Origin of the sequence: Clostridium beijerinckii, from assembly GCF_018223745.1 — a bacterium.
GTDB lineage: Bacteria > Bacillota > Clostridia > Clostridiales > Clostridiaceae > Clostridium > Clostridium beijerinckii.
Genome location: NZ_CP073653.1, coordinates 3,400,496 through 3,425,154, shown reverse-complemented (window position 1 = coordinate 3,425,154; position 24,659 = coordinate 3,400,496). Strand labels below are relative to the sequence as shown.

The following is a 24,659-nucleotide window of genomic DNA, read 5'->3' as shown; positions in this document are numbered from 1 at the left end:
ATGTTAGAAAAATAGGTTGTCAGATTGATTTACGATTTTTATAAGTGTGAATAAAGAAGGAAGGTAAGTTTATGTGTCTTGCAATTCCAGCACAAGTTAGAAGCATAGATAACTATAGTGCAATAATGGATATTATGGGATTAGAGAGTAGAATTAATATTCAGCTTATTGAAGAACTAAAAGTGGGAGATTATGTTTTAGTTCATGCAGGCTGTGCTATTCAAAAGATTGACAAGGATTATTTTGAAGAATTACAAAGTATATTTCAATCAATACTTAATAGCGAGGAAAAAGTATGAATAAAGAAATTTTGATTAAAAATATTCTTAATGAAATTCAAAAGTCTCAAGTCAAAAAGTTTAATGTCATGGAAGTTTGTGGAACTCATACTCAGGCACTTTCAAAACTTGGAATTAGACAATTGGTTAATCCTAATATAAATTTACTGTCAGGACCAGGATGTCCAGTTTGTGTTACTCCAGAAGGTTATATAGATGCAGCTATAGAATTACTTAAGAATTCAAATGTGATTTTAAGTACTTTTGGAGATATGATTAAAGTAAATGGAAGTAGAGAGAATTTAATTAAGCAAAGAGAAAAAGGAAAAGATATTAAAATATTATATTCACCTTTAGATTCAATAGCACTTGCAGAAGAAAATAAAGATAAGGAAATAGTTTTTCTTGGAGTAGGCTTTGAAACTACAACTCCTATAATTGCTTTAGCTGTAAAGATAGCACAGGAAAAAAATATAAGAAATATTTCATTTTTAATAGGAATGAAAAGAATGGAGCCAATACTCCATTACATACTTAAGCAGCCTAATCACAATATAAATGGATTAATGTGTCCAGGACATGTAGCAGCAGTAAAGGGAGCAGATTATTTTAAATTTATTGTAGAGGAATATAATATTCCAGCAGTAATTGCAGGTTTTCAAGCTCTAGATATTGCTAGTGCTTTATATTTTTTGACGAAACAACAAAATAAAACTGAAAAAAGATTTGAAAATTTATATAAAACTTGTGTAAGCCAAGAAGGAAACAAAAGAGCAAATGAATTAATAAGTGAAGTATTCACATATTGCGAACATGAATGGAGAGGAATAGGAGTTATTAAAGATTCTGGATTTACTTTGAGGGAGAAATATAAAAAATATGATGCTTCTGAAAGATTTGGAATAAATTTAAGTAAGACTTCTGAGAAAAACTATATTAGAACTTGTGCATGCAGTGAAATTTTATTGGGGAAGAAATTACCTAATAAATGCGAGCTTTTTGGAAAAGGTTGTACACCAGAGCATCCAATAGGACCTTGTATGGTATCTACGGAGGGATCTTGCTCTATTTTTTATAAGTATGGGGGAGTGGAATAAATGAATGAAATGATTAAGCTTATTCATGGTGATGGAGGAAAGCATACAAAAATATTAATTGAGCAGCTTTTTTACAAATATTTTAATAACAATATTCTTTTACAAGAACAAGACTCAGCAACATTTACAGCAGTACAAGGAAAAATGGCTTTCACCACAGATTCTTTTGTGGTAAAGCCACTGTTTTTTTCTGGGGGAAACATAGGAAAGCTTGCAGTTTGTGGTACTATTAATGATTTAGCTGTATCTGGAGCACAGCCATTTTATTTAAGTTCGAGTTTTATAATTGAAGAAGGATTTTCAATGCAGAGCCTTGAAGAAATTGTTAAGTCTATGGGGCAAACCTGTTTAGAATGTGGGGCTAAGATAGTAACAGGAGATACAAAGGTAGTTGAAAAGGGAAGTGTAGATGGAATATTCATTAATACTAGCGGAATCGGGTATATAATTAACGGATATGAAGTAAAAACTATTGAAGAAGGAGATAGAATTATAATAACTGGTGGAATCGGCGAGCACGGAACAACAATTGCAGTAGAGAGATATAACTTAAAAGTAAAAGGAGACTATAAAAGTGATTGTGCACCACTATTTGCTTTTATAGAAGAACTTAAGGAACAGTTTCCTTCAATAAAAATAATGAGGGATGCAACTCGAGGCGGATTAGCCACTGTATTGCATGAATTTTCATCACTTTGCAAGCTTGGGATACACCTAATAGAAAAGGAAATTCCAATTAGTGAAAGTGTTAAGGCTATAAATAATCTTTTAGGATTAGATCCATTGTATATGGCTTGTGAGGGAAGAATGGTACTAGTTGTTAAAGAAACCGAAGCTGAAAAAGTATTAGATATAATTCACTCACTTGATCAAGGAAAAGGAGCTAGAATTATAGGTGAATTTGTTAAAGAGTCTAATCAGAACATATTTATAGAAAACGGATTTGGTGGAAAGAGATTATTATCGCCTTTAGAGGGAAGTATGCTGCCTAGAATATGCTAAGGCGCGTAAATAAGAAGTAACATAATAATGATTTTAATTTTGTAAATATGATAATATGGAGTAAAACTGCTATAGATAATTAATATTATTTATAGCAGTTTTACTTGTTTCTATATTTTGCTTTAATGGGTTTGTATAAAAGTATATGTATATTATTTATTATTATGATATTTTATGGTGAAAAGTAAAAAATATGAAAAATTATATTGACAATTCAGATAAAAATGGTTAGAATTAAAAACAACAAAAACACACTAACCCTATAGGGAATATGTAATAAAGTCTTTTTATTATATATAAAGGGAGGACTTTTAATGATAGAGTTGAAAAATATACAAAAAATATTTAATAAAAAGGGCGTAAAAGTAGAGGCTTTAAAGGGCGTCAATTTACAAGTTGATAAAGGAGATATTTTTGGCGTTATTGGATTTAGCGGAGCGGGAAAAAGTACGTTAATAAGGATGGTAAATTACTTAGAACAACCTACTTCAGGAGAAGTGATTGTTGATAATAAAAATTTGGGAAAGCTTACAACTAAAGAACTTCGTGAGGTTAGGAAACAGATAGGAATGATATTTCAACATTTTAATTTACTTGAGTCTAAGAATGTTTTTGAAAATATTGCTATTCCTCTTGTATTAAATCATAGAACAAAGGATGAAATTGAAAGCAGGGTAAATGAACTATTAGAGTTTGTTGGACTTGAGGATAAAGCTAAAGCTTATCCTAGTGAATTATCAGGAGGTCAAAAGCAAAGAATTGGTATAGCGAGAGCACTTGCTACTAATCCATTAATACTTTTATGTGATGAGGCAACTTCAGCATTAGACCCTCAGACTACAGGATCTATATTGCAGCTGCTTAAGAAAATAAATAGAGAGTATAATATAACAATTTTAATGATTACTCATGAAATGGCTGTAATTAGAGAAGTTTGTAATAAAGTAGCTGTTATGGAAAATGGAGAAATTATTGAACAAGGCAATCTATTGGAGGTATTTGGTAATCCTAAAGAACAAACGACAAAGAATTTTGTTAAGACTGTTGTGCATGACGAGGTACCACAAGTTATATTGGATGAAATTAATAGTGAAGATGAGAATAGCAAAGTCTTAAAACTTAAATTTATAGGTGAAAATTCAAAGAAGGCTATACTTGCAGAAGCATGTAGTGAATTCAATGTACAACCAAATATATTATTTGCTAATGTTACGGAATTACAAGGGAACATACTTGGGAATCTCATAGTTGAATTAAAAGGTGAAAAAGAAGATATAGAAAATGCTCATAAATATATGAAAGATAGAAAAGTTGGAGTTGAGGAGGTTTTGATATGACAACAATAACAGGACCGCAGATTATTAAGGCTATTATTGAAACTTTACAAATGGTAAGTGTGTCGCTTTTGATTGGCTCCCTTTTGGGAATTCCACTTGGAATATTACTTGTTATTACTAATAAGGGAGGAATTATAAAAAACAAGGCTGTATATTCAGCACTAAATAATGTGATTAATATTGTTCGTTCAGTACCATTTATAATTTTGCTTGCAGCAATTGTTCCATTTACAAGACTTATTGTTGGGACCTCAATTGGAACTAAAGCAGCAATTGTTCCACTTATAATATATATAATTCCTTATATTGCAAGGCTTATAGAAAATTCTTTGCTGGAAGTTAATGATGGGATAATTGAGGCTGCAGAGTCAATGGGGGCAACGCCAGTACAAATAATATGGCATTTTCTTTTACCAGAGGCAATGGGATCTTTAATTTTATCGCTGACAACAGCAACAATTGGATTAATCGGAGCAACTGCAATGGCAGGAACCATCGGAGCTGGGGGAATAGGTGATGTGGCTATTTCTTATGGATATCAAAGATTTGATACAAAAGTAATCCTCATTACGGTAATAATATTAATAATTTTTGTCCAAGCCATTCAGAATTTTGGAAATAAATTAGCTAGAAAGGTGAGAAGGCATTAACAAATAGGATGTCAATCATTATAAATTTATAAGAATAAATAGAATTATTATGGTCTTAAATGCTACTAAAACGATGGGAAGTATAAAAATAGAACTAAATAATCAATAAGTTAGGAGAATAAAAATGAAAAAGAATATATTTACTAAAATTATTATAGGTTTAACAACAAGCCTGTTTGCATTAGGGTTAGCAGGATGCGGAAACAGTGGAAGTACTGATACAAAAGCTACGGAAAAGAAGGATTTAACAATAGGAATATCTCCTGGACCATATAGTGAGCTATTTACAAGCGCTGTTAAGCCTATATTAGAGAAGAATGGTTATACAATTAAAGAAGTGAATTTTTCTGATTTGAGACAAGCTGATGTGGCATTAACAGAAGGAAGTATTGATTTTAATGTAGATCAACACAGTGCATATGCAAATAATTTCAATAAAGAAACTAACAATAAGCTAACTCCAATTACTCCTATTCCAACAGTTCCAGCAGGAATTTTTTCGAATAAGCATACTTCAATTGACCAAGTAGCTAAAGGTCAAAAAGTAGCAATTCCTAATGATCCATCAAATACAGCAAGAGCTTTTAGGCTTCTAAAAAAAGCTGGATGGATTAAGTTAAAGGAAGATGCAAATCCAACAACATTAACTATAAATGATGTAAGTGAAAATACTTACAATCTTGATATAACACTAATGGATTCAGCACAAATTCCACGTGCATTAGATGATATAGACTTTGCAGTACTTCCTGGAAGTATGGTTTACGCATCTAAAATAGATCCTTCAAAATCATTATTATCAGAAGATGTTAGTAAAGAATTACAACTTCAAGTAGTTGTTGATGAAAAGAATAAGGATAGTAAATGGGCAAATGATATAGTAGAGGCATATAAATCTGAGGAGTTCAAAGATTATATGGCAGAACACAATAAGAATAATTACTGGTTCATACCAGATGAAATAAAGTAAGACAGTTTTATATAAGCAATTATATATTGATATTTAATATTAAAAGGTTACTCTGATTAATTTTTTTAAAAGAGTAGCCTATATATTTATTGAATATGAAATTATAGAATATTACTAACTTGAAAGACCGATGAAATTACGATTAGTAGATCTATTATAAAAGGAGGGAATAATTATGAATGAAATTGAAAAAAAGATAATAGATATCATTGATAAAAATAGAGATAAAATTATTGCTTTTGCAACAGATATATATAAGCATCCAGAGCTTGGCTATAAGGAAAAGAGAACATCAGAAAAGGTATTAAAAATTTTAAAAGAGAATAGTGAAGAAATTGAAACCAATCTTGCAATTACTGGTATAAAGGGGTATTTAAAGAGGAAAAATTCAGAGGAGATAAAGGTGGCATTAATTGGTGAGTTAGATGCTGTTGTATCACCAGATAACCCATTTGCTGATAAAAAAACAGGAGCCTGTCATGCATGCGGTCATCATACTCAATTGGCTGGAATCATAGGAGCGGCATTTGCACTGTCAGATGATGAAATAAAGAATTCATTAGATGGAAATGTAGTGTTTTTTGCGGTACCCGCTGAAGAGTATGGTGAAGTAGAATTTAAACTTTCTTTAAAAGAAAGGAATTTAATTAAGTATGGAGGAGGAAAAAGTGAGCTTATTAGAATTGGAGCATTTAATGATATAGACCTTTCTGTGGTACATCATTCTGATCCTACAGGAGCTGATATTGTAGTAGGAGATAGTACAAGCAATGGTTTTGTATCGAAAGTTACAAAATATAAAGGAAAAGCATCTCATGCAGCAGGAACACCACACTTAGGTATTAATGCTGTAAACGCAAGTTCACTGGGCTTGAATGCAATAGCATATCAAAGAGAAACTTTTAAAGATGAAGATTCAGTTAGAGTTCATTCAATAATAACCAAAGGAGGCGGATTAGTGAATGTAATTCCTGATGAAGTAGTAATTGAAAGTCTAGTCAGAGCAAAAAATGTTGAAGCTATTAGAGATGCCAGCAGAAAGGTGGATAGAGCCTTTAAGTCTGGTGCTTTAGCAGTTGGAGCGGAAATAGAGATAATTACGGCACCAGGGTATCTTCCAGTAGTACCTTTAAGACCGTCAAAAGAAATTTTAGAAATAGCACATGAAATACTGCCTAATGGAAGGGTTGAGGAAGTTGATCCTAATAAACATACAGCAGGCTCTAGTGATGTTGGGGATTTGACTCATATTATGCCAGTATTAAAATTTACTACAGGTGGAGTTGAAGGCGGATTACATTCAGAATATTTCAAAGTAGTAAATGATGAAATAGCTTATATTGCTACTGCAAAAATCATGGCTTTAACAGCCTATAGATTACTAAAGGAAAAAGCAAAGGAAGCTAAAAAGATTAAGGACGGGTTTAAGCCTAAGTTTACTATTGACGAATATAAAGAATACATGGATAATTTTGATGAGATATTTAAGGGTGATTATAAAAATGAATAAACCCGATAGCAGGCACATTTAGTGAATCAAGAATATATTGTTCACTAAATGTGCTTTATGCTTAAATTAAAACTTATATCCATAATGGCTAAAAGATGATATACTAATATGAGAAAGGGAGCGGGTTTCTTGGAAGCATATAAAAGTTTTGAATCATTAAATGATAGATGTAGATATATCTTTCGAATCATACAAGAAAATGGTCCTATAGCTAAAAATGAATTGGCAAACGTAACTAAGATAAAATTAACTACATTAAATAGAGATCTTAAAATATTAATTGACGAAAAAATTATTGTGGAAAGTGATATTGGAAAATCTACAGGGGGAAGAAAGCCTAGTTTATATGATGTTAATCATAGTGAATTTTATATTATTGGAATTGATATTTCAAGAATTTATACTAGAATAGTTATAACAAATTTGAAATTAAAAATAATAGAAGAAAAATTATTAAGCCATGAATATGATATGGATACAATATCTGAAATTATACCTAATGTTATAAAAGAATGTTATATGAAATTAAAAATACAAAAAGCATCAATTGTTGGAATTGGAATAGGAATAGTTGGTGGATTTAATTCAGATCAATTAAAAGATGAATTAAAAAGAGAATTTGATACAATGATATGTATAGATAATGGTGCAAATGCAGCTGTTATAGGTGAATATAACTTTGGGATTGGAAAAGGTAAAAAGAATATTGCATATATTAACTGCGGTGTAGGAATAAGAACGGGGATCATATCATCTGGAGTTCTAATTCGAACTATTAACAACGTAGAAGATGCATTTGGACATATGGTTGTTGATGCTGACGGGGAATTGTGTTCCTGCGGAAATTATGGATGTATAGAAAGTTATGTATCAATATCAAATATAACAAAAAAATTTATAGATGAAATAAAAGAAAATGAATCATCTTTGTTAAAGAAAAATTTAAATGATATTAATTATATAGATGTTTGTAACCTTGGGGAAAGAGAAAATGAAGAGGCTATGGGTATTATAAAAGATTCGGCTTTATATTTTGGAATAGGACTTTCAAATTATATTAAGTTATTTAATCCAGAGCTTATAATTTTAAGTGGCCCATTAATACAACAATCAAAGTTGTTTTATGAAACTACAAAAGAAATAGCTCTTCAGAAGTGTCACATAAAAAATAATAATATTCAATTTATTAGGGGTGGATATTTTGAAGATAAATCTATAGCTGTAGGAGCTTGTGCTATGGTTATACAAAAAATACAAAACGAGAAGATAAGGAAGTGAAATTATGAATCCAGTAGCATTTTCAATTGGAGGATTTGATATTAGGTGGTATGGGATATTAATTGCAACAGGTATTATGCTTGGAATACTAATATCTCAATATAATTGTAAGTGGAGAGAAGTTGATTATGATAATTTACTAAACATTGTATTATTATCTATTCCAATTGGTATAATAGGTGCAAGACTATATTATGTAATATTTGAATTTGATAACTATAAAGATAATATTATTAATGCTTTTAATATAAGAAATGGAGGACTTGCGATCCATGGGGGGCTAATTTTTGCATTAGGAACAGCATTAATTTATACAAGAGTTAAAAAATTAAGCTTTATTAAGTTTGCAGATGTGGCAGCACCGTCAATTATTTTAGCTCAGGCTCTAGGAAGATGGGGGAATTTCTTTAATCAAGAGGCACATGGGGATGTAGTTAGTTATGAATTTATTAAGCATTTTCCTATGTTCATTCAAAAGGGGATGAATGTAAATGGATTATATTACAATCCTACTTTTTTATATGAATCTCTCTGGAATTTAACTATATTTATAATACTGATGATTATGCTCAGAAAATGCAAAAAAAATGGAATAGTATTTTTTACATACATAGGATTGTATTCTATAGGTAGATTCATAATTGAAGGAATGAGAACAGATAGTTTAATGATAGGAAGTTTTAGAATGGCTCAATTGGTAAGTTTAGCGGGAGTCATTGTATGGATAATATTTATAGCTGCAAGTTATTATAATAGCAAATCTAAGGAGAATACTTATAAAGAGTAAAATTTATAATTTTATTTGTTAAAAAGGAGCTCAATTTAGAGTTCTTTTTTTATAATGTTATAAAATATCATTTGATTTGTTTAATAACTGAAATTTTAAAAATAATTTAATGAAGTTAGAATAATGTTAAGTAAAAGGTAAGCTGATATTTTAATGATATATTGGCTTACCTTTTTTTGCATTAATATATATGTCGCAAAAATAATTCTTCATCACAATTCTAAAAATATTGCAAGAATTTCAGCCATAATTGTGAAATGTGTATTGCAACATATACATAGTTTTATTGTGTGATAAAGTTACTGATAATAGAAGAGCAATTTTATAAAATAAAAAGAGACAAACAAGTAAGGTTAGAAGTTTAGTTGGAAAGTGATTAGTTACCTTTTAAACTAAGCCATCCAGATTGTATTCAATGTGGAAAGTGTGTTATTGAATGCCTAAAAAAGCAATTGGATATAATAAAATTACTATAATGTAAGGAACTAAGCACAAAATTGTGTTTTGAAATATAAAATTTAAAACTTATATCCAAAATGGTTAAAAGATAGTGTATAATATAGGAGAGTTATATTAATATAATTAATAGTTTTTAAATTTTAAAAACTTGTTTAATTATAATGCATAATTGTTATGGAAGAAGGTTTTAAATTTGATACAATTTTTATGGTTAACCCCATTGGGATTTTTAGTTGGAGCATTTGGAACTCTAATAGGTGCAGGTGGAGGCTTTATATTGGTACCTATTTTATTATTGTTATATCCAGATAAGAGTCCAGATACAATAACTAGTATTTCTCTAGCAGTTGTATTTTTTAATGCATTATCTGGCTCTTTTGCTTATTCTAGAATGAAACGTATTGATTATAAATCAGGAATAATTTTTGCAATAGCAACACTACCTGGCTCAATATTAGGATCAGTTATAACATCATACGTACCAAGGCAGCTTTTTAATGGGATATTCGGTGTGTTATTGGTTATTATATCTGTATTTTTGATATTAAGGACCAAGGAGGAGAAAGTAGAAAATAGCTTGGTAGTTAAGAATGGCTACATTACAAGAACAGTGGTAGATATTGAAGGGGTAGAACATACATTTTCATATAATCCCGTAACTGGAATAGTTGTAAGTATTTTTGTTGGCTTTATGTCTAGCTTTTTAGGCATAGGAGGAGGAATAATACATGTTCCAGTACTTGTCAATATATTAAATTATCCCGTTCATATTGCAACGGCTACTTCGCATTTTGTTCTAGCAGTAATGTCATTATCAGGAACTATGGTTCATATAGTCAATGGAGTGCTTCAGTCAAGCTTTATCCAAACAGCTGCATTATCTATAGGTGTATTATTTGGAGCGCAGTTAGGTGCGAAGCTTTCAAAAAAGATTCACGGAGTAGCGATAATTAGAAGTCTTGCAGTTGCGTTAGCTATTGTAGGGGTAAGAATATTTATTATGGCATTTTAAATCTTGAATCATTAAATATTTTAATGGTTATCATTAGGTATTTATATTATATTTATTATCATATATCTATTATACTGAAACAAAATGAGAAAGAATTAGTAATTCATAGTTAGGGAGATGTATGATTATTATGGTTAATGAGAAGAGACAAAAAGAAATGAAGGCATTAGGTTTTTTATTACAAAATGATAGGGAACATTACGCAGTAAGGTTTTTAAGTAGAGCAGGAAATTTTACAGTTGAAGAATTAAACAACATAAATGGGATTGCTAAAAAATATGGACGAGGGTATTCAGGACTTACAACAAGACTTCAAATTGAAGTTCCTTGGATTAAAGATGAAGATGCAGAAAAAGTAATGGAAGAAGCAAAATCTTTTGGACTACGTCATGGTGGAACGGGTCAAAAGATAAGGCCATTAGTTGCATGCAAAGGAACTGTATGTCTGCATGGTAACATTGATACTCAGGCAATTTGCAGAGAACTAGAGGAAAAATATTTTGCTACAGATACTCCTCATAAGTGCAAAATAGGAATAGTTGGTTGTGCAAATAATTGTGCAAAAGCTAATATAAATGATATTGGAATAATGGGAAAGACAATCCCAGAATTTAATTTGGACAACTGTGTTGGATGTGGAATTTGTGTTAAAGGTTGCAGGCAAAAAGCATTAGAGGTAGTAAATAGAAAAGTAGTATATCATGAAGAATTATGTGTAAGTTGCGGTGAATGTTCTAGACTATGTAGAACCAATGCAGTTGGTATTAAAGAAAAAGGTGCAGAAATTTTTGTTGGTGGAAGATTTGGACGAGGAATAAGAATAGGAGATTCTTTAGGAAAGATATTTAAAGAAAAAGACATAGTATTTGTAGTTGATAAGATTATGGAATGCTATAGAGAAATTGGAGTAAAAGGAGAAAGAATCTCGACAGTAATGGATAGAGTAGGAAAAGAAAAATTCATATCTGAAGTATTAAGCAGACAATAAGACATTTTATTTGTTGTCCTTTATAAACCTTAGCTTAGTTATAGAGAGAAAGACTATGAATTGGTTTTATCTCTCTTTTTTGTTATAATTTGTTTATGTGACTATGTCACTTATATTTTCTAAAGATTTATATATAATAAAGTCATAGAAGGAAATAGGTAAGTAATTGTGGAAAATAGACATAAGGTAACTTAACAGAATTTTCACTAATTGTGATTAACTTAATTAGCAGAATACTAATAAGTATAAAAAGAAAATACATAGAGCTTAATAGGTATAAAATCATAATTGATAGAGATTTATATTAAAATTATAAGTTGAGGTTAGGAGGAAATGGTCATGAAGAAAAAAATATTAATAGTTGGAGGGGTTGCGGGTGGAGCATCTGCCGCAGCAAGACTTAGAAGACTTAGTGAAGAAGATGAAATAATAATGTTTGAAAAAGGACCTCATGTATCTTTTTCAAATTGTGCACTCCCATATCACTTAAGTGGAATAATAGACGAGGCTGATAGGTTGGTTCTAATGAGTCCTGAAAAATTTCTTGTTCAATATAATATTAAAGCAAGGGTGAACAATGAGGTTTTATCAATAAATAAAGAGGAGAAGTATATAACAGTTAAAAACTTAGAAAATGGTGAAACATATAAAGAAGACTATGATAAGTTAGTATTATCTCCAGGAGCTAAGCCAATTGTACCTAATATTCCCGGAATTGAAGAAGTGAATATTTTTACAATAAGAAATGTTGTTGATATAGATAAGTTAAATAAATATGTTAAATCAATTGATACACAGGATATTGCAGTTATTGGTGGTGGATATATAGGAGTTGAAGCAGCAGAAAACTTAAGAGATGCTGGTTATAATGTATCCCTAATAGAGGCAACTGACCAAATATTAAGACCTTTTGATTATGATATGGTTCAAATATTTCATAAAGAATTATATGATCATAGTATAAATTTAATTGTTGGAGATAAAGTTGAAAAGTTTGAAAAAGATACGGTGATACTATCATCAGGCAAAAGAATTAGTGCGAAGGTTGTTGTAATGGCAATAGGAGTATCACCGGAAACAGCCTTAGCAAAAGGAGCAGAGTTAGATATTGGAGAAACTGGAGCAATAAAAGTAGATACAAATTACAAAACTAATGATGATAGTATATATGCGGTAGGAGATGCCATAGAAGTTTATAATTCATTAACTCATTCCAATGTGAAATTATCACTTGCAGGCCCAGCTCAAAAGCAGGCAAGATCTGTTGCAGATCATATAAATGGAAAGAAAGGCTTAAATAAGGGATATATAGGTTCATCAGCTATAAAAGTTTTTGATTATAATGGAGCATCAACGGGGTTAAATGAAGCACTTATAAATGTTCTCAACATGAATATACAATATGATGTTGTAAGGGTAATACTTACAGATAAAGTTGGAATAATGCCTAATTCATCGCCTGTACATTTAAAATTATTATATGAAGTTCCAACAGGAAAAATTTTAGGAGCTCAAGCTATAGGTAAAGGTGATGTTACAAAAAGAATTGATGTAATTGCTACTGCTATAAAGTTTGGTGGAACAGTAGAAGACTTAAAAGATTTAGAATTATGTTATGCACCACCATTTACTACAGCAAAAGACGTTGTTAATTATGCTGGTTATGTTGGCTCTAATCTTTTAAATGGCGATTTTAAGCAGGTTAATATAGATCTAGTCAGAGGACTTGTTGAACATAATGCTTATATAATAGACGTTAGAGAAAGAGGAGAATATGCTAATGGGCATATTAAAAACGCAATTAATATTCCATTAAGTGAACTTAGACAAAGGATAAATGAGATACCAAAAGATAAACCAGTATATTTACATTGTAGAACTGGTCAAAGAAGTTATAATGCAACATTAGCACTACAAAACTTAGGTTTTAATAATGTTTATAATATTACAGGTAGTTTCTTAGCACTATCATTTTACGAATATTTTAACGACCAAACTAAGAATAGAGAAAGCATACTTACTGAATATAATTTTAAGTGATTTTTAATATTTAATTTATTAGTTGCAAAAGGAAAAGTAAGTAAATTATAATATTCAAAAGGTTCAAGTGTTGAATAAGAATAGCACTTGGACCTTTTATTAAATGCAGATGTAAAAAATAATTAGATATATGGTATCTTCATAATTTCTCCACAGTTAAGCGGTAAAATGAATATATAAAGAGAAGATAATTAAAATATAATTTGTATTACTATCATCGACTTCTTCATAAAATCTTTACAAATATTTTGTATTATAAAATAAAAAAGATTAAAGATATTGATAAGGAGAAGAGATCAGTGGGATTTAAAACAATAATAAAACTTATGGATATAAAAACCCTTGTTGCAGGGTTAGTTCCTGTAATTTTAGGTTCAGTTTATTCAAAGTATGCTTTTGGAAAGTTAAATGCTTTGTATGTTATATTATTAGCAATTGCTATGATATTGATTCAAAGTGCTACTAATATGATTAATGATTACTTTGACTATAAACGTGGAGCAGACAGTAATAAGAGTGGAGATGAAAAAGCTCTAGTTAGCGGTGAAATCACATCTAAGCAAGTATTATTTATAATAATCTTATATCAGTTTATTGCTCTTATGATTGGTCTTTTTTTAGCTAGCCAAACAAGCTATTACATTTTACTAGTCGCTGTAATAGGAGGTCTTATCTCAATTTTATATGCTTTTGGTCCTTTACCTATTTCATATACGCCATTTGGAGAGATTATATCTGGAGTTACTATGGGGATTGGTATAACTACTACAGTGATTTATATTCAATCAGGCATATTTAATATAAATACAATTTTGGTTGCAGTCCCTACAGTATTATTTATTAGTACTATATTACTAACAAATAATTTAAGTGATATAGAAGAGGATAGTGAAGCTGGAAGAAAAACACTGCCTATTATGATAGGTAAAAAAAATGCAAATAAGCTTTGGGTTTTTAATATAATAATGTTACTTGTACTAACAGTCTGTTTAGTGTTAATGAGCATTTATCCCATTGTCGTGTTATTACCTGTAATTTTAATATATCCCTATAAATCAATTAGGAGTTTTCTTTCATATGAAAAAAGTTCTAAAACAAAAGGTAGGAGTATGGGACTTATAGGACAGGTTGGTCTAAAATATCATTTGGCCGTAGTTATTGGATTGATAATTGCAATTATAATGTAAAAAATTATTATGATGTAATGTATTAAAATTTAGATTCTGTCTGATTTGAAATTATAAAAATCCTATGAATATGCAAAAGATTCAAGTGTTATAATCAATAGAGCACTTGAACCTTTTATTATATATAATTAGAATATTTTTTGAAAATATATTATCTTCATAATTACTCCATAATTGAGTAGTAAAATAAGTATATAAATTAAGAAGAAAATTAAAGGAGTGATACACAATGAAAAAGAAAGTTATGATTCTAGCATTAGCAGGTATATTAACTGTAAGCGGAATATCACTTGCATATGCGGCAGATAACAATAATACAAGGTTTAATAAATTTAATGGACAAATGATGAATGTGAAAAATGGTGAGGTTAAATCATCATCAAATTATAGAGGAACAATGATGAGCATGATGGGGTCTGGAGCGCAATCAGATGATAATATCAATAAAATGACTGAACTAATGAAAGAGAATGGTTTTAATGATGAAGCAAATGCTATGGAAAATAGAGATTTTAATGCCATGAAAAATTTAATGTCTAATATAAGTGATGAGGATTATAACAAGATGATTGATGTAATGAAAAATAACGGATATGGATCTATGGCAAATATGATGCAATCTGTAGGAAAAGAAAAGATGGCAAAACTTCATCAAAGCATGATGAGGAATTAGTATCATCAAATTTTAAAAAATCGAAATAAATTTAGAATGATAATATGAGAATGGAAGGATGGTCTGGAATGATGATTATACCAATAATTTTAATTATTGCTGTTATATATTTAATTTTCAATCAAGAAGAAAGTAAAAAGCTTAAAGTTTGCAGTGTTAGAGATAATTCTCTAAATATACTAAATGAAAGATTTGTTCGCGGAGAAATAAGTGAAGATGAATATAATAGAATAAAAAGTACATTAAGATCATAGGTAACAGTAAAAAGTCATGTAAAAGGAGTATAGATAATTCTTCTTTTACATGACTTTTTCTGTATAGAGAAAAGGAGTTATCTTAATACATATTGATCGATTTGTAAGAATTTTAATTTTTAAATGTAATAAGGGCATAATGTATATTTTTACGAAAATTTTTCTACATAAAATCTTTATAAATATTTTGTATGATAAAAAATAAAAGTTAAATAATTAAATACGTGTAATAAGTCGCTTATTAATAGGAATAATGCAGTAAAACAGAAGTTTGTATTTTATAAACCTCTGCTTTTTTGATATTTATTATGAATGGCTTTAATAAAAAATTCTTTAAATTTACTTTAATAATGTCTCGGATTTCAGCGGCACATGTGGAATAATTTGAAAATTATGTGTTAACCTATAGGATTTCTACATAATAACTTCATAAAAACTTGTTAATATGTGAGCAGATATAAAATTATTAATAACTTTTAGACTTTGTACCTGTAGAAGGAAGGTTTGAACGTGTTGATTTTGATTTTAAAGTAAATTGAAAGGGGATAAAAATGATACAAGATTATTTGATTATTGGAATTTTTCTTATAGCTTCATTTATTTTTGGAATGGTCGTCTTATTAACGGCTTCCTTAGTAAGACCGAAGAAGCCAAATAAAGAAAAATTATCTACTTATGAGTGTGGTGTTGAAACTACTGGTTCAACGTGGATTAGATTTAAGGTCAGTTACTTTATGTACGGCTTAGTATTTCTACTCTTTGATGTTGAAACAGTATTTTTATTGCCATGGGCAGTGAAATTTAAATCATTAGGATTATTCGCACTTTTTGAAATGGTTATTTTTATAGGCATTTTAATCATTGGTTTATGGTATGCGTGGAAAGAGGGGGCATTAGAGTGGAAGTAAATTTTAAACAAGATAAAGAGATTCAAGAGCAAATAGAAAAAAATATTATTTTAACTAAATTAGATGATACTTTAAATTATTTCCGCGTACATTCTTTTTGGCCGTTAACATTTGGACTCGCATGCTGTGCTATTGAAATGATGGCAGCAGGAGGTGCTCGTTATGATATTGCACGTTTTGGATATGAAGTTTTCCGTGCTTCACCAAGACAAGCAGATTTGATGATTGTTGCAGGAACAATTACTGAAAAAATGGCACCTATAGTTAAAAAGATTTATGACCAAATGCCGGAACCTAAATGGGTAATTGCTATGGGAAGCTGTGCAACTAGTGGGGGACCGTTTGTAGATTCCTATAATGTTGTTCCAGGTGCTGACATATTTTTACCAGTAGATGTTTATATTCCAGGATGTCCTCCACGGCCAGAAGCATTAATCCATGGGCTTTTAACGTTAAAAGAAAAAATTATTCATCCGAAAGAGGTGGGAAGAAGTGAGTAAGACTTGTGAAAATCTAATTTTTGAACTGAAAGCAGAATATAAGCAAGATATTGAAATTATAGAAAATACGCAGATTGCTATTCACACAGAAGCAAGTAAATTTCTAGACGTTATAAAAAAGGTAAAGCAATATGGATTTGATTTTTTAGTTGATTTAACAGCTATTGAAGATGATGTATTAAGCTGTATTTATCATTTTATGTCATTAAATACTCATGAGATGATTAGAATTAAGGTAAAACTTAATGAAAAGCTTGAAATTCCATCATTAACTAAATATTGGCTTGCAGCAAATGTTCAGGAAAGAGAAGCTTATGATTTATTTGGAATTAATTTTATTGGCCATCCAGATTTAAAAAGGATATTATGTCCTGATGATTTTCTAGGACATCCGCTTAGAAAAGATTTTAAGGTTGAAAAGCGAAGGTAGAAAGGAGGAAGTTTGAGAATGGAATATAACAGAGAGTTGCACACTGAAGAAATGACTTTAAATTTTGGACCACAGCATCCTAGTACCCATGGTGTATATAGAGCAATCTTTACTTTAGATGGTGAGCATATTGTAAATGTAGAAAATATCATAGGCTATTTGCACAGAGGTATGGAAAAGCTAGCTGAATCCAGAACCTATACTCAATTTATACCTTATACTGATAGATTAGATTATTTATCTGGAATGTTAAATGAGTTAGGTTACATTCAAACAGTAGAGAAGCTTGCTGGGATTGAAGTTCCAGAAAGAGCAGAATACATTCGTATAATAATGGCTGAATTGCAGAGAATAGCAAGTCATCAAGTTTTTTTAGGAAGTATGGCTCTTGATTTAAATGGGCATACCCCTTGGATGTATTTCTTTAGAGATAGAGAAAAAGTTTTGGATTTATTCGAGATGGTTTGTGGTTCTAGAATGACTACAAATTATATGCGTATCGGTGGAGTAAGCTATGATCTGCCTGAGGAATTTATGCCTAGCTTAAAAAGCTTTCTTAATGATATGGATAAGAGCTTTATAGAGTATGAACGAATCATCACTGGTAATGAAATATTTCAAGCAAGAACTAAAGGTGTTGGAATAATTAGTGGAGAAAAAGCTTTAGCTTATGGTTTAACAGGTCCAAACCTTAGGGCTTCTGGTATAGACTTAGATTTAAGACGTGATGCGCCATATGGTATTTATGATCGTTTCAATTTTAAAGTGATTGTCGGTAAAGATGGCGATTGCTATGAAAGATGGATAATGCGTATTGGAGAAATGGAAGAGAGTATAAAAATAATTAAACAGGCGCTAGAGCAAATAAAAGAAGGTCCAGTTTTAGCTAAAGCTCCAAGGCTGATAAAACCGCCAAAAGGAGATATTTATCATCAAATTGAAGGCTCTAAAGGTGCACTCGGATATTACTTAGTAAGTGATGGGTCTGATAAACCTTATAGAATTCACATACATGGCCCATCTTTTGTTAATATAGGTGCCTTTCCTGAAATGGCGACTGGAAGCACTATTCAGGATGCTGTTGCAATACTCGCATCACTTGATCCTATATTAGGCGAAATTGATAGGTAGTTCAGGCACATTCAAAAAATAACAAGTCCATTTGCCAGAAAAGTTCTTATATGCAGCATAGCTGCTTTTTTCTAAGGTGCCCATTTTCCATCATGGGAAGCTCGATTCGCATACGCTCACTGAGTGCTCACAGAGTAAGCGACCATCATCAAATCGTAGATTTGGGTTCACTGCTCACGTCGGCAAATTGACCTAATAGGGCCACTATAAGGGCAACTTGTCTCCTTGCCTGATGAAAAATAATCATGGCAACTTTGAACTTGTTATTTATTTTCATGTGCCTTAGGAGGTTGAAATGGAGAATATATTTTTAAACATATCTAATTGGATTAAGGGTTTAACTTCGGCATTGGCAATACCAAATGCCTTTGTAAGTATTATTATGAGCTTAGTTTATTTTATTGGGATTGTAGCTTTTGTTTTATTAAATGCTATGTTTTTGATTTATTTAGAAAGAAAATTTTGTGGTTATCTTCAGCAGCGTCCAGGGCCTAATAGATTTGGGCCACAAGGAATATTTCAAAGCGTAGCAGATGTTGTCAAACTTCTCGGCAAGGAAGATATTATTCCAGAAAAGACAGATAAATTAGTTTTCGTAATGGCATCATTTTTAGTTATGGTTCCTGCTTTATTAATATATGCTGTGTTACCTTTTGGAAAAAATATGGTTGCTGTAAATTTAAATTTGGGATTGCTTTATTTCTTAGCCATATCTGGAGTTTCCTCAATACCTATATTAATGGCAGGTTGGGGATCTAATAATAAGTATTCCCTTTTAGGTGGGATGAGAGTAGTTGCCCAAATGATAAGTTATGAGATACCTATGATTTTTTCTCTTCTTGGAGTAGTTATGATAAGTGGTTCTTTAAATTTGACAGAAATTATAACAGCCCAAAATAGCGTGTGGTTCATTTTTTTACAGCCTGTTGCATTTATTATTTATCTTATTGCCGCGACTGCAGAGTTAAATAGAGCTCCTTTTGACTTAGCTGAAGGAGAGCAGGAAATAGTAGCTGGTCCATTCACAGAATATAGCGGAATGAGATATGCACTTTTTTATCTTGCTGAGTATACAAATATGTTTGCTACTTCAGCACTTACAGCTACTTTATTCTTAGGAGGAGCTAGTGGTCCGTTATTACCTTCTTGGATTTGGTTTATCCTAAAAACTTACTTAATAGTGTTACTGCTTATGTTAGTTCGTTGGACTTTTCCTAGGTTTAGGTTAGATCATATGATGTCTTTAAACTGGAAATATCTTATTCCTATTTCTCTAATAAACATTTTACTAACTGGAATTGGTATTAAAATATTTCAGTTAGGTATATGAAAGAAAATAATAAGTCCATGATGCGATGTATATTTTCAGTCAGGCAAGGAAGTATTTTTATCTCATAGTGGGCCTATTAGGTAAAAATGCTGACGTAGTATGACTAGAAATAGACTAGCATGATGACTTATTATTTCTTGAATATGCCACAATTAGTTAAGAGGTGAATTTAATGTTTGGTAAAGGATTATTAAATGGTCTTAGAGTAACACTTGGACATTTATTTGAAAAAAATATCACTCAGCAGTATCCAGAAGAACATCCAAAGCTTCCATTGCGTTCTCGTTGTTCTTTTAGACTGGATTCAGAAAAATGTATTTCATGCAGCATTTGTGCTTTGAGCTGCCCAAATAGAGTTATTAATGTTGAAAGTTATAAAGATGAAAATAATAAAAAACATTTAACTAAATATGAAATGCAATTAGAATATTGTCTTTTTTGCGGATTATGCGTTGAAAGCTGCCCAACTAAGGCACTTCAGGTTACTTCGGATTTTGAACTAAGTGCTTACAGTAGAGCAGAAACTAAGTTAACACTATTTGATGAATATTCAAAGAAGTAACAGGTCAGAATACTTTTTTGCATGATGAGAAACATGCATTATATTAATGACCAATATTTACTTCATATTCTTAACAAGGAGGATTTATAATGATTTCAGCTTTTGTTTTTTGGCCTATAGCATTTTTAATTATAGCTTTTGCTATAGGTGTCGTTCATTCAAAAAATATTATCCATAGTGCTTTATCAATGATTTTAACATTCATAGGTATAGCAGTGGTTTTCATCTTGCTTCAAGCTGATTTTCTAGCTTTAGCACAGATTTTAATTTATGCTGGAGCAATTTCAATCTTAATCGTATTTGCTATAATGCTTACACGAAAAAATGATATGAAAAACAGTAATCCCTTTAATAAATTAAGATGGACAGGTTTAGCATTTTGTTTAGGATTCTTTGGGCTTATTACACGCTTAATTTTACGTAGTAACTTTACTTATAAGAATTTAAATATAGAAAATACCATTAGTGCTATTGCAGATGGATTCTTTGGAAATTATATGATTCCCTTTGAAGTTTCTGCATTACTCTTATTAATAGCCTTGGTAGGCGCTATTATTTTAGCAAAAGGAGTGAAAAATTAGATGGTTGGTTTAGAAGGTTATTTAATACTCGCAGCAGCTTTGTTTTGTATTGGTCTTTATGGAGCAGTTGTTAAAAGAAATGTTATCAGTGTATTAATGTCAGTGGAAATCATGATGAATGCAGTCAATATTAATTTAGTAGCTTTTAATAGATTTTTAGCACCAGAAAAGGTTACAGGACACCTTTTTGCTATATTCGTTATTGTTGTTGCAGCAGCCGAAATAGCTGTAGGTTTAGCTATTATCTTAAATATTTATCGAAGTCTACCTACATCTAATGTAGAAGATTTCAATATTTTAAAATGGTAGGTGTTATGATGAGATTTATAGATTTAGCTTGGATAATTCCCATATTTCCCGCAATTGCATTTCTAATTATTGGGTTCATTACAGAAAAATTAAAAGGGATTAGTTCAGCAATTGCAATAGGTGGGATGGTTCTCTCTTTTATATTTTCTTTAGGTGTTTTTTATGAGGTTATTACTTCGAAAGTTAGCATAAATAAACCTGTTGAATATGCTGTTTCGTGGCTATCAGCTCCAATTAAGATTGAAGTAGGAGTATTAATTGATCCACTTACAGCAACTATGCTTATAATCGTGACTTTTATAGGTTTATTGGTTGAAATATATTCCTTGGGTTACATGAAAGGAGAAAAAGGTTTTTCAAGATTTTTTGCGAATTTATCTCTATTTACAAGCTCAATGTTAGGACTCGTAATTTCTAATAACTATTTTCAAATGTTCTTTTTCTGGGAACTCGTAGGGTTATGTTCTTATCTTCTAATTGGTTTTTACTATGACAGGCCTTCAGCTGTAAAGGCTAATAAAAAGGCGTTTGTCGCTAACAGAGTTGGAGATTTCGGATTTTTAGTCGGAATGCTTTGCCTTTTCATGGCTTTTGGAACTTTTAACTTTAGAGAACTAGCTGCAAGTATTCCAGCATATCAAGATGTTGTTTATTTAACTATAATAGCATTATTAATTTTTGCAGGACCAGTAGCAAAGTCAGCTCAATTTCCACTTCATGTTTGGCTTCCAGATGCCATGGAAGGACCAACACCAGTAAGCGCATTGATTCATGCAGCTACTATGGTTGCAGCTGGAGTATATCTTTTAGCGCGTGGTTATATATTATTTTCTTCTTTACATGAAGTAAGTTTAGTAATTGCGTACATTGGTGGAATAACTGCATTCATGGCAGGTACAATTGCAATAGTTCAAAGAGATTTAAAAAGAATATTGGCTTTTTCAACTATGAGTCAATTGGGATATATGGTTATGGCAATGGGAGTAGGCGGATTTACTTCTGGAATGTTTCATCTTACAAGCCATGCATTTTTTAAGGCATTATTATTTTTAGGTGCAGGTAGCATTATTCATTCTATTGGTGTACAGGACATTTTTAAAATGGGCGGCTTAATTAAAAAAATGAAACTTGTAAGCATAACTTTTATAATTGCATCTTTATCACTAGCTGGAATTCCACCTCTATCAGGCTTTTTCAGTAAGGATGAAATTTTAACTGTAACTTATGAGCATGGCTATATATTTTTATATTACTTAGGCTTAATTACAGCATTTTTAACAGCATTTTATATGGCTCGTTTAGTTTTAATAGCCTTCTTTGGAGAGGAAAGAGAAAAACATTCTGTCCATAAAACGCCCTGGTGTATGACTGTTCCATTAATCATATTATCAGTTTTTTCAGTATTCTATGGTTTTATAAATGAAACATTTGCTTCATATATATACTTTCAAACATCTCAAATTCCTGAAGCAAATTTAATGGTTATGAGTGAATCAGTAGCAGCAGCTTTTAGTGGAATACTGCTCGGGTGGCTTATATATGGTAAGAAAATAATATCAAGTGAAGCTCTAAGTGTGAAGTTTAGACCAATTCATCAATTTCTTTTTAATCAATATTATATAAATGAACTTTATCACTTAATATATGAAAAAGTAGTTTTAAATATTTCTTATCTTTTTAATTGGTGCGATCGTAACGTAGTAGATGGAATTTTTGATAATACTACTTCTTTGATATGGAGAATAGGAGCTAAACTTAGACTTATTCATTCAGGACGGGTGCAAAACTATGCATTGATTTTTTTCATTGCAATTGCTTTAATAATTCTTTGGCTCGCAGCACCAATTTTAGGAGGGATGTAGATGCAATTTCCAATATTAACGTCAATATTATTAGCACCCATTTTGGGTATAATCATAATACTTTTGCTTCCAGAAGGTAAGAAAAAGGAAATAAAAGTTACAGCAGCAATTGTCACGTTTATTTCATTGTTGCTTTCGATTATAGCTTTTGTTACTTACAATAAGGAAATGGGAGGACTTCAATTTCAAGAAACATATTCTTGGATACCTGCCTTCGGAATTAATTATTCTGTGGGTGCGGATGGTTTAAGCATACCTTTAATATTGCTTACTGCTATCGTTATTTTTGCAGGTGTTTTTTCATCATGGAAAATGGAAAAAAGAATAAAGGAATTTTTCATATTTCTACTTTTGCTAGTTGTAGGTGTTTTTGGAGTATTTATTTCAAGAGATTTATTTTTATTCTATGTATTTTTTGAAATAGCTGTTATTCCAATGTATATATTAATTGGAGTTTGGGGAAGTACTAGAAAAGATTATGCTGCAATGAAGCTAACTCTTTACTTATTAGTAGGCAGTGCATTTATTCTAATTGGAATTATTGCAACTTTTGTATATGCTAATAAACTTGGTATAAGAAGTTTTGATATACAAACTCTTAGCACTATTGAATATAGCTCCAGTTTTCAGAAATTTGCTTTTTTTCTAATGTTAATAGGTTTTGGGATATTAGTTCCTATGTGGCCGTTTCACACATGGTCCCCAGATGGACACGTAGCTGCGCCAACAGCTGTAAGTATGCTTCATGCAGGGGTTTTAATGAAACTAGGTGGTTATGGAATTATCCGCGCGGGGGTGTTTTTATTTCCAGAAGGTGCAAAATACTGGGTTCCTTTAATTGCAGTGCTATCAATAGCTAATGTAGTATATGGTGCTATGGTTGCTATGGCTCAAAAGGATTTGAAATTTGTAATTGGTTATTCTAGTGTAAGCCATATGGGGTACGTACTACTCGGAATTGCTTCATTAAACTTTGAAGGAATAGATGGAGCAGTAGCTCAGATGTTTGCCCATGGTATTATGACAGCATTATTCTTTACGCTAATAGGAAATATTTATCATCAGGCTCATACAAGAGAAATAGCTAAGTTTGGTGGTTTAATACATCAAATGCCAAGAGTGGCAATTGGTTTTATAATTGCTGGTTTTGCATCATTAGGATTACCAGGACTAAGCAACTTTGTTGCTGAATTTCTAATATTTTTAGGATCCCATGATGAGCCAAGAAAACTATTTTCAGTAATACCTTTTAAAGCAATCTCAATAATGGCTATTCTAGGAATTGTTATTACTGCGGCTTATATATTAAAGGTAATTCAAAGCACTTTTCTTGGCCCAAGAAAAGAAGAATGGGATCATTTAGAGGATGCAAAAGGAGTGGAAATGATACCTATAGTGATGCTCGCAGGTGTATTAATATTTTTTGGTTTATTCCCTTCACCACTAATTGACCTTATTCATAGTGGAGCAATGTCACTTATGGGTAAGATATCAGATATAGGAATGATAATGGGAGGATTTTAA

The 24,659-nt window shown here is 30.9% G+C and carries 25 protein-coding genes and 1 pseudogene; all 26 read left to right on the top strand.

The genetic code is table 11. The features are described from left to right. Positions 1–71 precede the first annotated feature (71 nt). On the top strand, positions 72–299 hold the full coding sequence (locus KEC93_RS15385; protein ID WP_023975572.1) for a HypC/HybG/HupF family hydrogenase formation chaperone: 228 nt from the start codon (positions 72–74) through the stop codon (positions 297–299). Then, a complete protein-coding gene (gene hypD, locus KEC93_RS15380) occupies positions 296–1,375 on the top strand; it encodes a hydrogenase formation protein HypD (protein WP_077868182.1) in 1,080 nt (359 codons plus the stop codon). Before KEC93_RS15385 ends, hypD begins: the two co-directional genes overlap by 4 nt. Next, on the top strand, positions 1,376–2,377 hold the full coding sequence (gene hypE, locus KEC93_RS15375) for a hydrogenase expression/formation protein HypE (RefSeq protein ID WP_039771517.1): 1,002 nt from the start codon (positions 1,376–1,378) through the stop codon (positions 2,375–2,377). A gap of 314 nt (positions 2,378–2,691) precedes the next feature. Beyond that, positions 2,692–3,714 (top strand): methionine ABC transporter ATP-binding protein, encoded by a 1,023-nt coding sequence (locus KEC93_RS15370; RefSeq protein WP_023975569.1) that lies wholly within the window; start codon positions 2,692–2,694, stop codon positions 3,712–3,714. Further along, positions 3,711–4,364, top strand: coding sequence for a methionine ABC transporter permease (locus KEC93_RS15365; RefSeq protein ID WP_023975568.1), 654 nt, complete (start codon positions 3,711–3,713; stop codon positions 4,362–4,364). The genes KEC93_RS15370 and KEC93_RS15365 overlap by 4 nt, the downstream gene beginning before the upstream one ends. Positions 4,365–4,488: 124 nt before the next feature. After that, complete coding sequence (locus KEC93_RS15360) at positions 4,489–5,334, top strand: MetQ/NlpA family ABC transporter substrate-binding protein (protein WP_077868183.1); 846 nt, start codon at positions 4,489–4,491, stop codon at positions 5,332–5,334. Positions 5,335–5,509: 175 nt separating this feature from the next. Further along, positions 5,510–6,844: an amidohydrolase gene (locus KEC93_RS15355; RefSeq protein ID WP_171786303.1), complete on the top strand. Its 1,335-nt coding sequence runs from the start codon at positions 5,510–5,512 to the stop codon at positions 6,842–6,844. A 129-nt stretch (positions 6,845–6,973) separates the two neighbouring features. Continuing rightward, positions 6,974–8,122: an ROK family transcriptional regulator gene (locus KEC93_RS15350; protein WP_023975565.1), complete on the top strand. Its 1,149-nt coding sequence runs from the start codon at positions 6,974–6,976 to the stop codon at positions 8,120–8,122. A 4-nt stretch (positions 8,123–8,126) separates the two neighbouring features. Beyond that, a complete protein-coding gene (gene lgt, locus KEC93_RS15345) occupies positions 8,127–8,909 on the top strand; it encodes a prolipoprotein diacylglyceryl transferase (RefSeq protein WP_077868185.1) in 783 nt (260 codons plus the stop codon). A 392-nt stretch (positions 8,910–9,301) separates the two neighbouring features. Beyond that, positions 9,302–9,390, top strand: a pseudogene (locus tag KEC93_RS26905) (4Fe-4S binding protein); the annotation flags it as partial. A gap of 171 nt (positions 9,391–9,561) precedes the next feature. Beyond that, positions 9,562–10,380: a sulfite exporter TauE/SafE family protein gene (locus KEC93_RS15340; RefSeq protein ID WP_039771509.1), complete on the top strand. Its 819-nt coding sequence runs from the start codon at positions 9,562–9,564 to the stop codon at positions 10,378–10,380. Positions 10,381–10,501: 121 nt separating this feature from the next. After that, on the top strand, positions 10,502–11,368 hold the full coding sequence (locus tag KEC93_RS15335) for a ferredoxin-like domain-containing protein (protein WP_172462763.1): 867 nt from the start codon (positions 10,502–10,504) through the stop codon (positions 11,366–11,368). 339 nt (positions 11,369–11,707) lie between these two features. Continuing rightward, positions 11,708–13,408: an FAD-dependent oxidoreductase gene (locus KEC93_RS15330; RefSeq protein ID WP_077868187.1), complete on the top strand. Its 1,701-nt coding sequence runs from the start codon at positions 11,708–11,710 to the stop codon at positions 13,406–13,408. Positions 13,409–13,707: 299 nt separating this feature from the next. Further along, entirely contained in the window at positions 13,708–14,595 is an 888-nt protein-coding gene (locus tag KEC93_RS15325; RefSeq protein ID WP_039771504.1) for a prenyltransferase, read from the top strand. 229 nt (positions 14,596–14,824) lie between these two features. Further along, the gene (locus KEC93_RS15320) at positions 14,825–15,268 is read left to right on the top strand and encodes a hypothetical protein (RefSeq protein ID WP_023975559.1); all 444 of its coding nucleotides are present in this window, start codon (positions 14,825–14,827) and stop codon (positions 15,266–15,268) included. A gap of 50 nt (positions 15,269–15,318) precedes the next feature. After that, positions 15,319–15,522, top strand: a complete 204-nt coding sequence (locus KEC93_RS15315; RefSeq protein WP_031276011.1) for an SHOCT domain-containing protein — start codon at positions 15,319–15,321, stop codon at positions 15,520–15,522. A gap of 551 nt (positions 15,523–16,073) precedes the next feature. After that, positions 16,074–16,430: an NADH-quinone oxidoreductase subunit A gene (locus tag KEC93_RS15310; RefSeq protein ID WP_012059188.1), complete on the top strand. Its 357-nt coding sequence runs from the start codon at positions 16,074–16,076 to the stop codon at positions 16,428–16,430. After that, positions 16,421–16,930 (top strand): NADH-quinone oxidoreductase subunit B, encoded by a 510-nt coding sequence (locus KEC93_RS15305; RefSeq protein WP_023975556.1) that lies wholly within the window; start codon positions 16,421–16,423, stop codon positions 16,928–16,930. The genes KEC93_RS15310 and KEC93_RS15305 overlap by 10 nt, the downstream gene beginning before the upstream one ends. Further along, the gene (locus KEC93_RS15300) at positions 16,923–17,360 is read left to right on the top strand and encodes an NADH-quinone oxidoreductase subunit C (protein ID WP_023975555.1); all 438 of its coding nucleotides are present in this window, start codon (positions 16,923–16,925) and stop codon (positions 17,358–17,360) included. Before KEC93_RS15305 ends, KEC93_RS15300 begins: the two co-directional genes overlap by 8 nt. Before the next feature lie 18 nt (positions 17,361–17,378). Next, positions 17,379–18,491: an NADH-quinone oxidoreductase subunit D gene (locus KEC93_RS15295; protein WP_077868188.1), complete on the top strand. Its 1,113-nt coding sequence runs from the start codon at positions 17,379–17,381 to the stop codon at positions 18,489–18,491. Positions 18,492–18,786: 295 nt separating this feature from the next. Further along, positions 18,787–19,821: an NADH-quinone oxidoreductase subunit NuoH gene (gene nuoH / locus KEC93_RS15290; RefSeq protein WP_077868189.1), complete on the top strand. Its 1,035-nt coding sequence runs from the start codon at positions 18,787–18,789 to the stop codon at positions 19,819–19,821. A gap of 172 nt (positions 19,822–19,993) precedes the next feature. Continuing rightward, positions 19,994–20,383 (top strand): NuoI/complex I 23 kDa subunit family protein, encoded by a 390-nt coding sequence (locus KEC93_RS15285; protein WP_012059183.1) that lies wholly within the window; start codon positions 19,994–19,996, stop codon positions 20,381–20,383. 89 nt (positions 20,384–20,472) lie between these two features. Further along, positions 20,473–20,964 (top strand): NADH-quinone oxidoreductase subunit J family protein, encoded by a 492-nt coding sequence (locus KEC93_RS15280; protein ID WP_041897377.1) that lies wholly within the window; start codon positions 20,473–20,475, stop codon positions 20,962–20,964. Then, positions 20,965–21,273: an NADH-quinone oxidoreductase subunit NuoK gene (gene nuoK, locus KEC93_RS15275; protein ID WP_012059181.1), complete on the top strand. Its 309-nt coding sequence runs from the start codon at positions 20,965–20,967 to the stop codon at positions 21,271–21,273. It begins immediately after the preceding gene. Between the two features lie 8 nt (positions 21,274–21,281). Next, a complete protein-coding gene (gene nuoL, locus KEC93_RS15270; RefSeq protein WP_307725788.1) occupies positions 21,282–23,135 on the top strand; it encodes an NADH-quinone oxidoreductase subunit L in 1,854 nt (617 codons plus the stop codon). Then, positions 23,136–24,659 (top strand): complex I subunit 4 family protein, encoded by a 1,524-nt coding sequence (locus KEC93_RS15265; RefSeq protein WP_077868191.1) that lies wholly within the window; start codon positions 23,136–23,138, stop codon positions 24,657–24,659. It begins immediately after the preceding gene.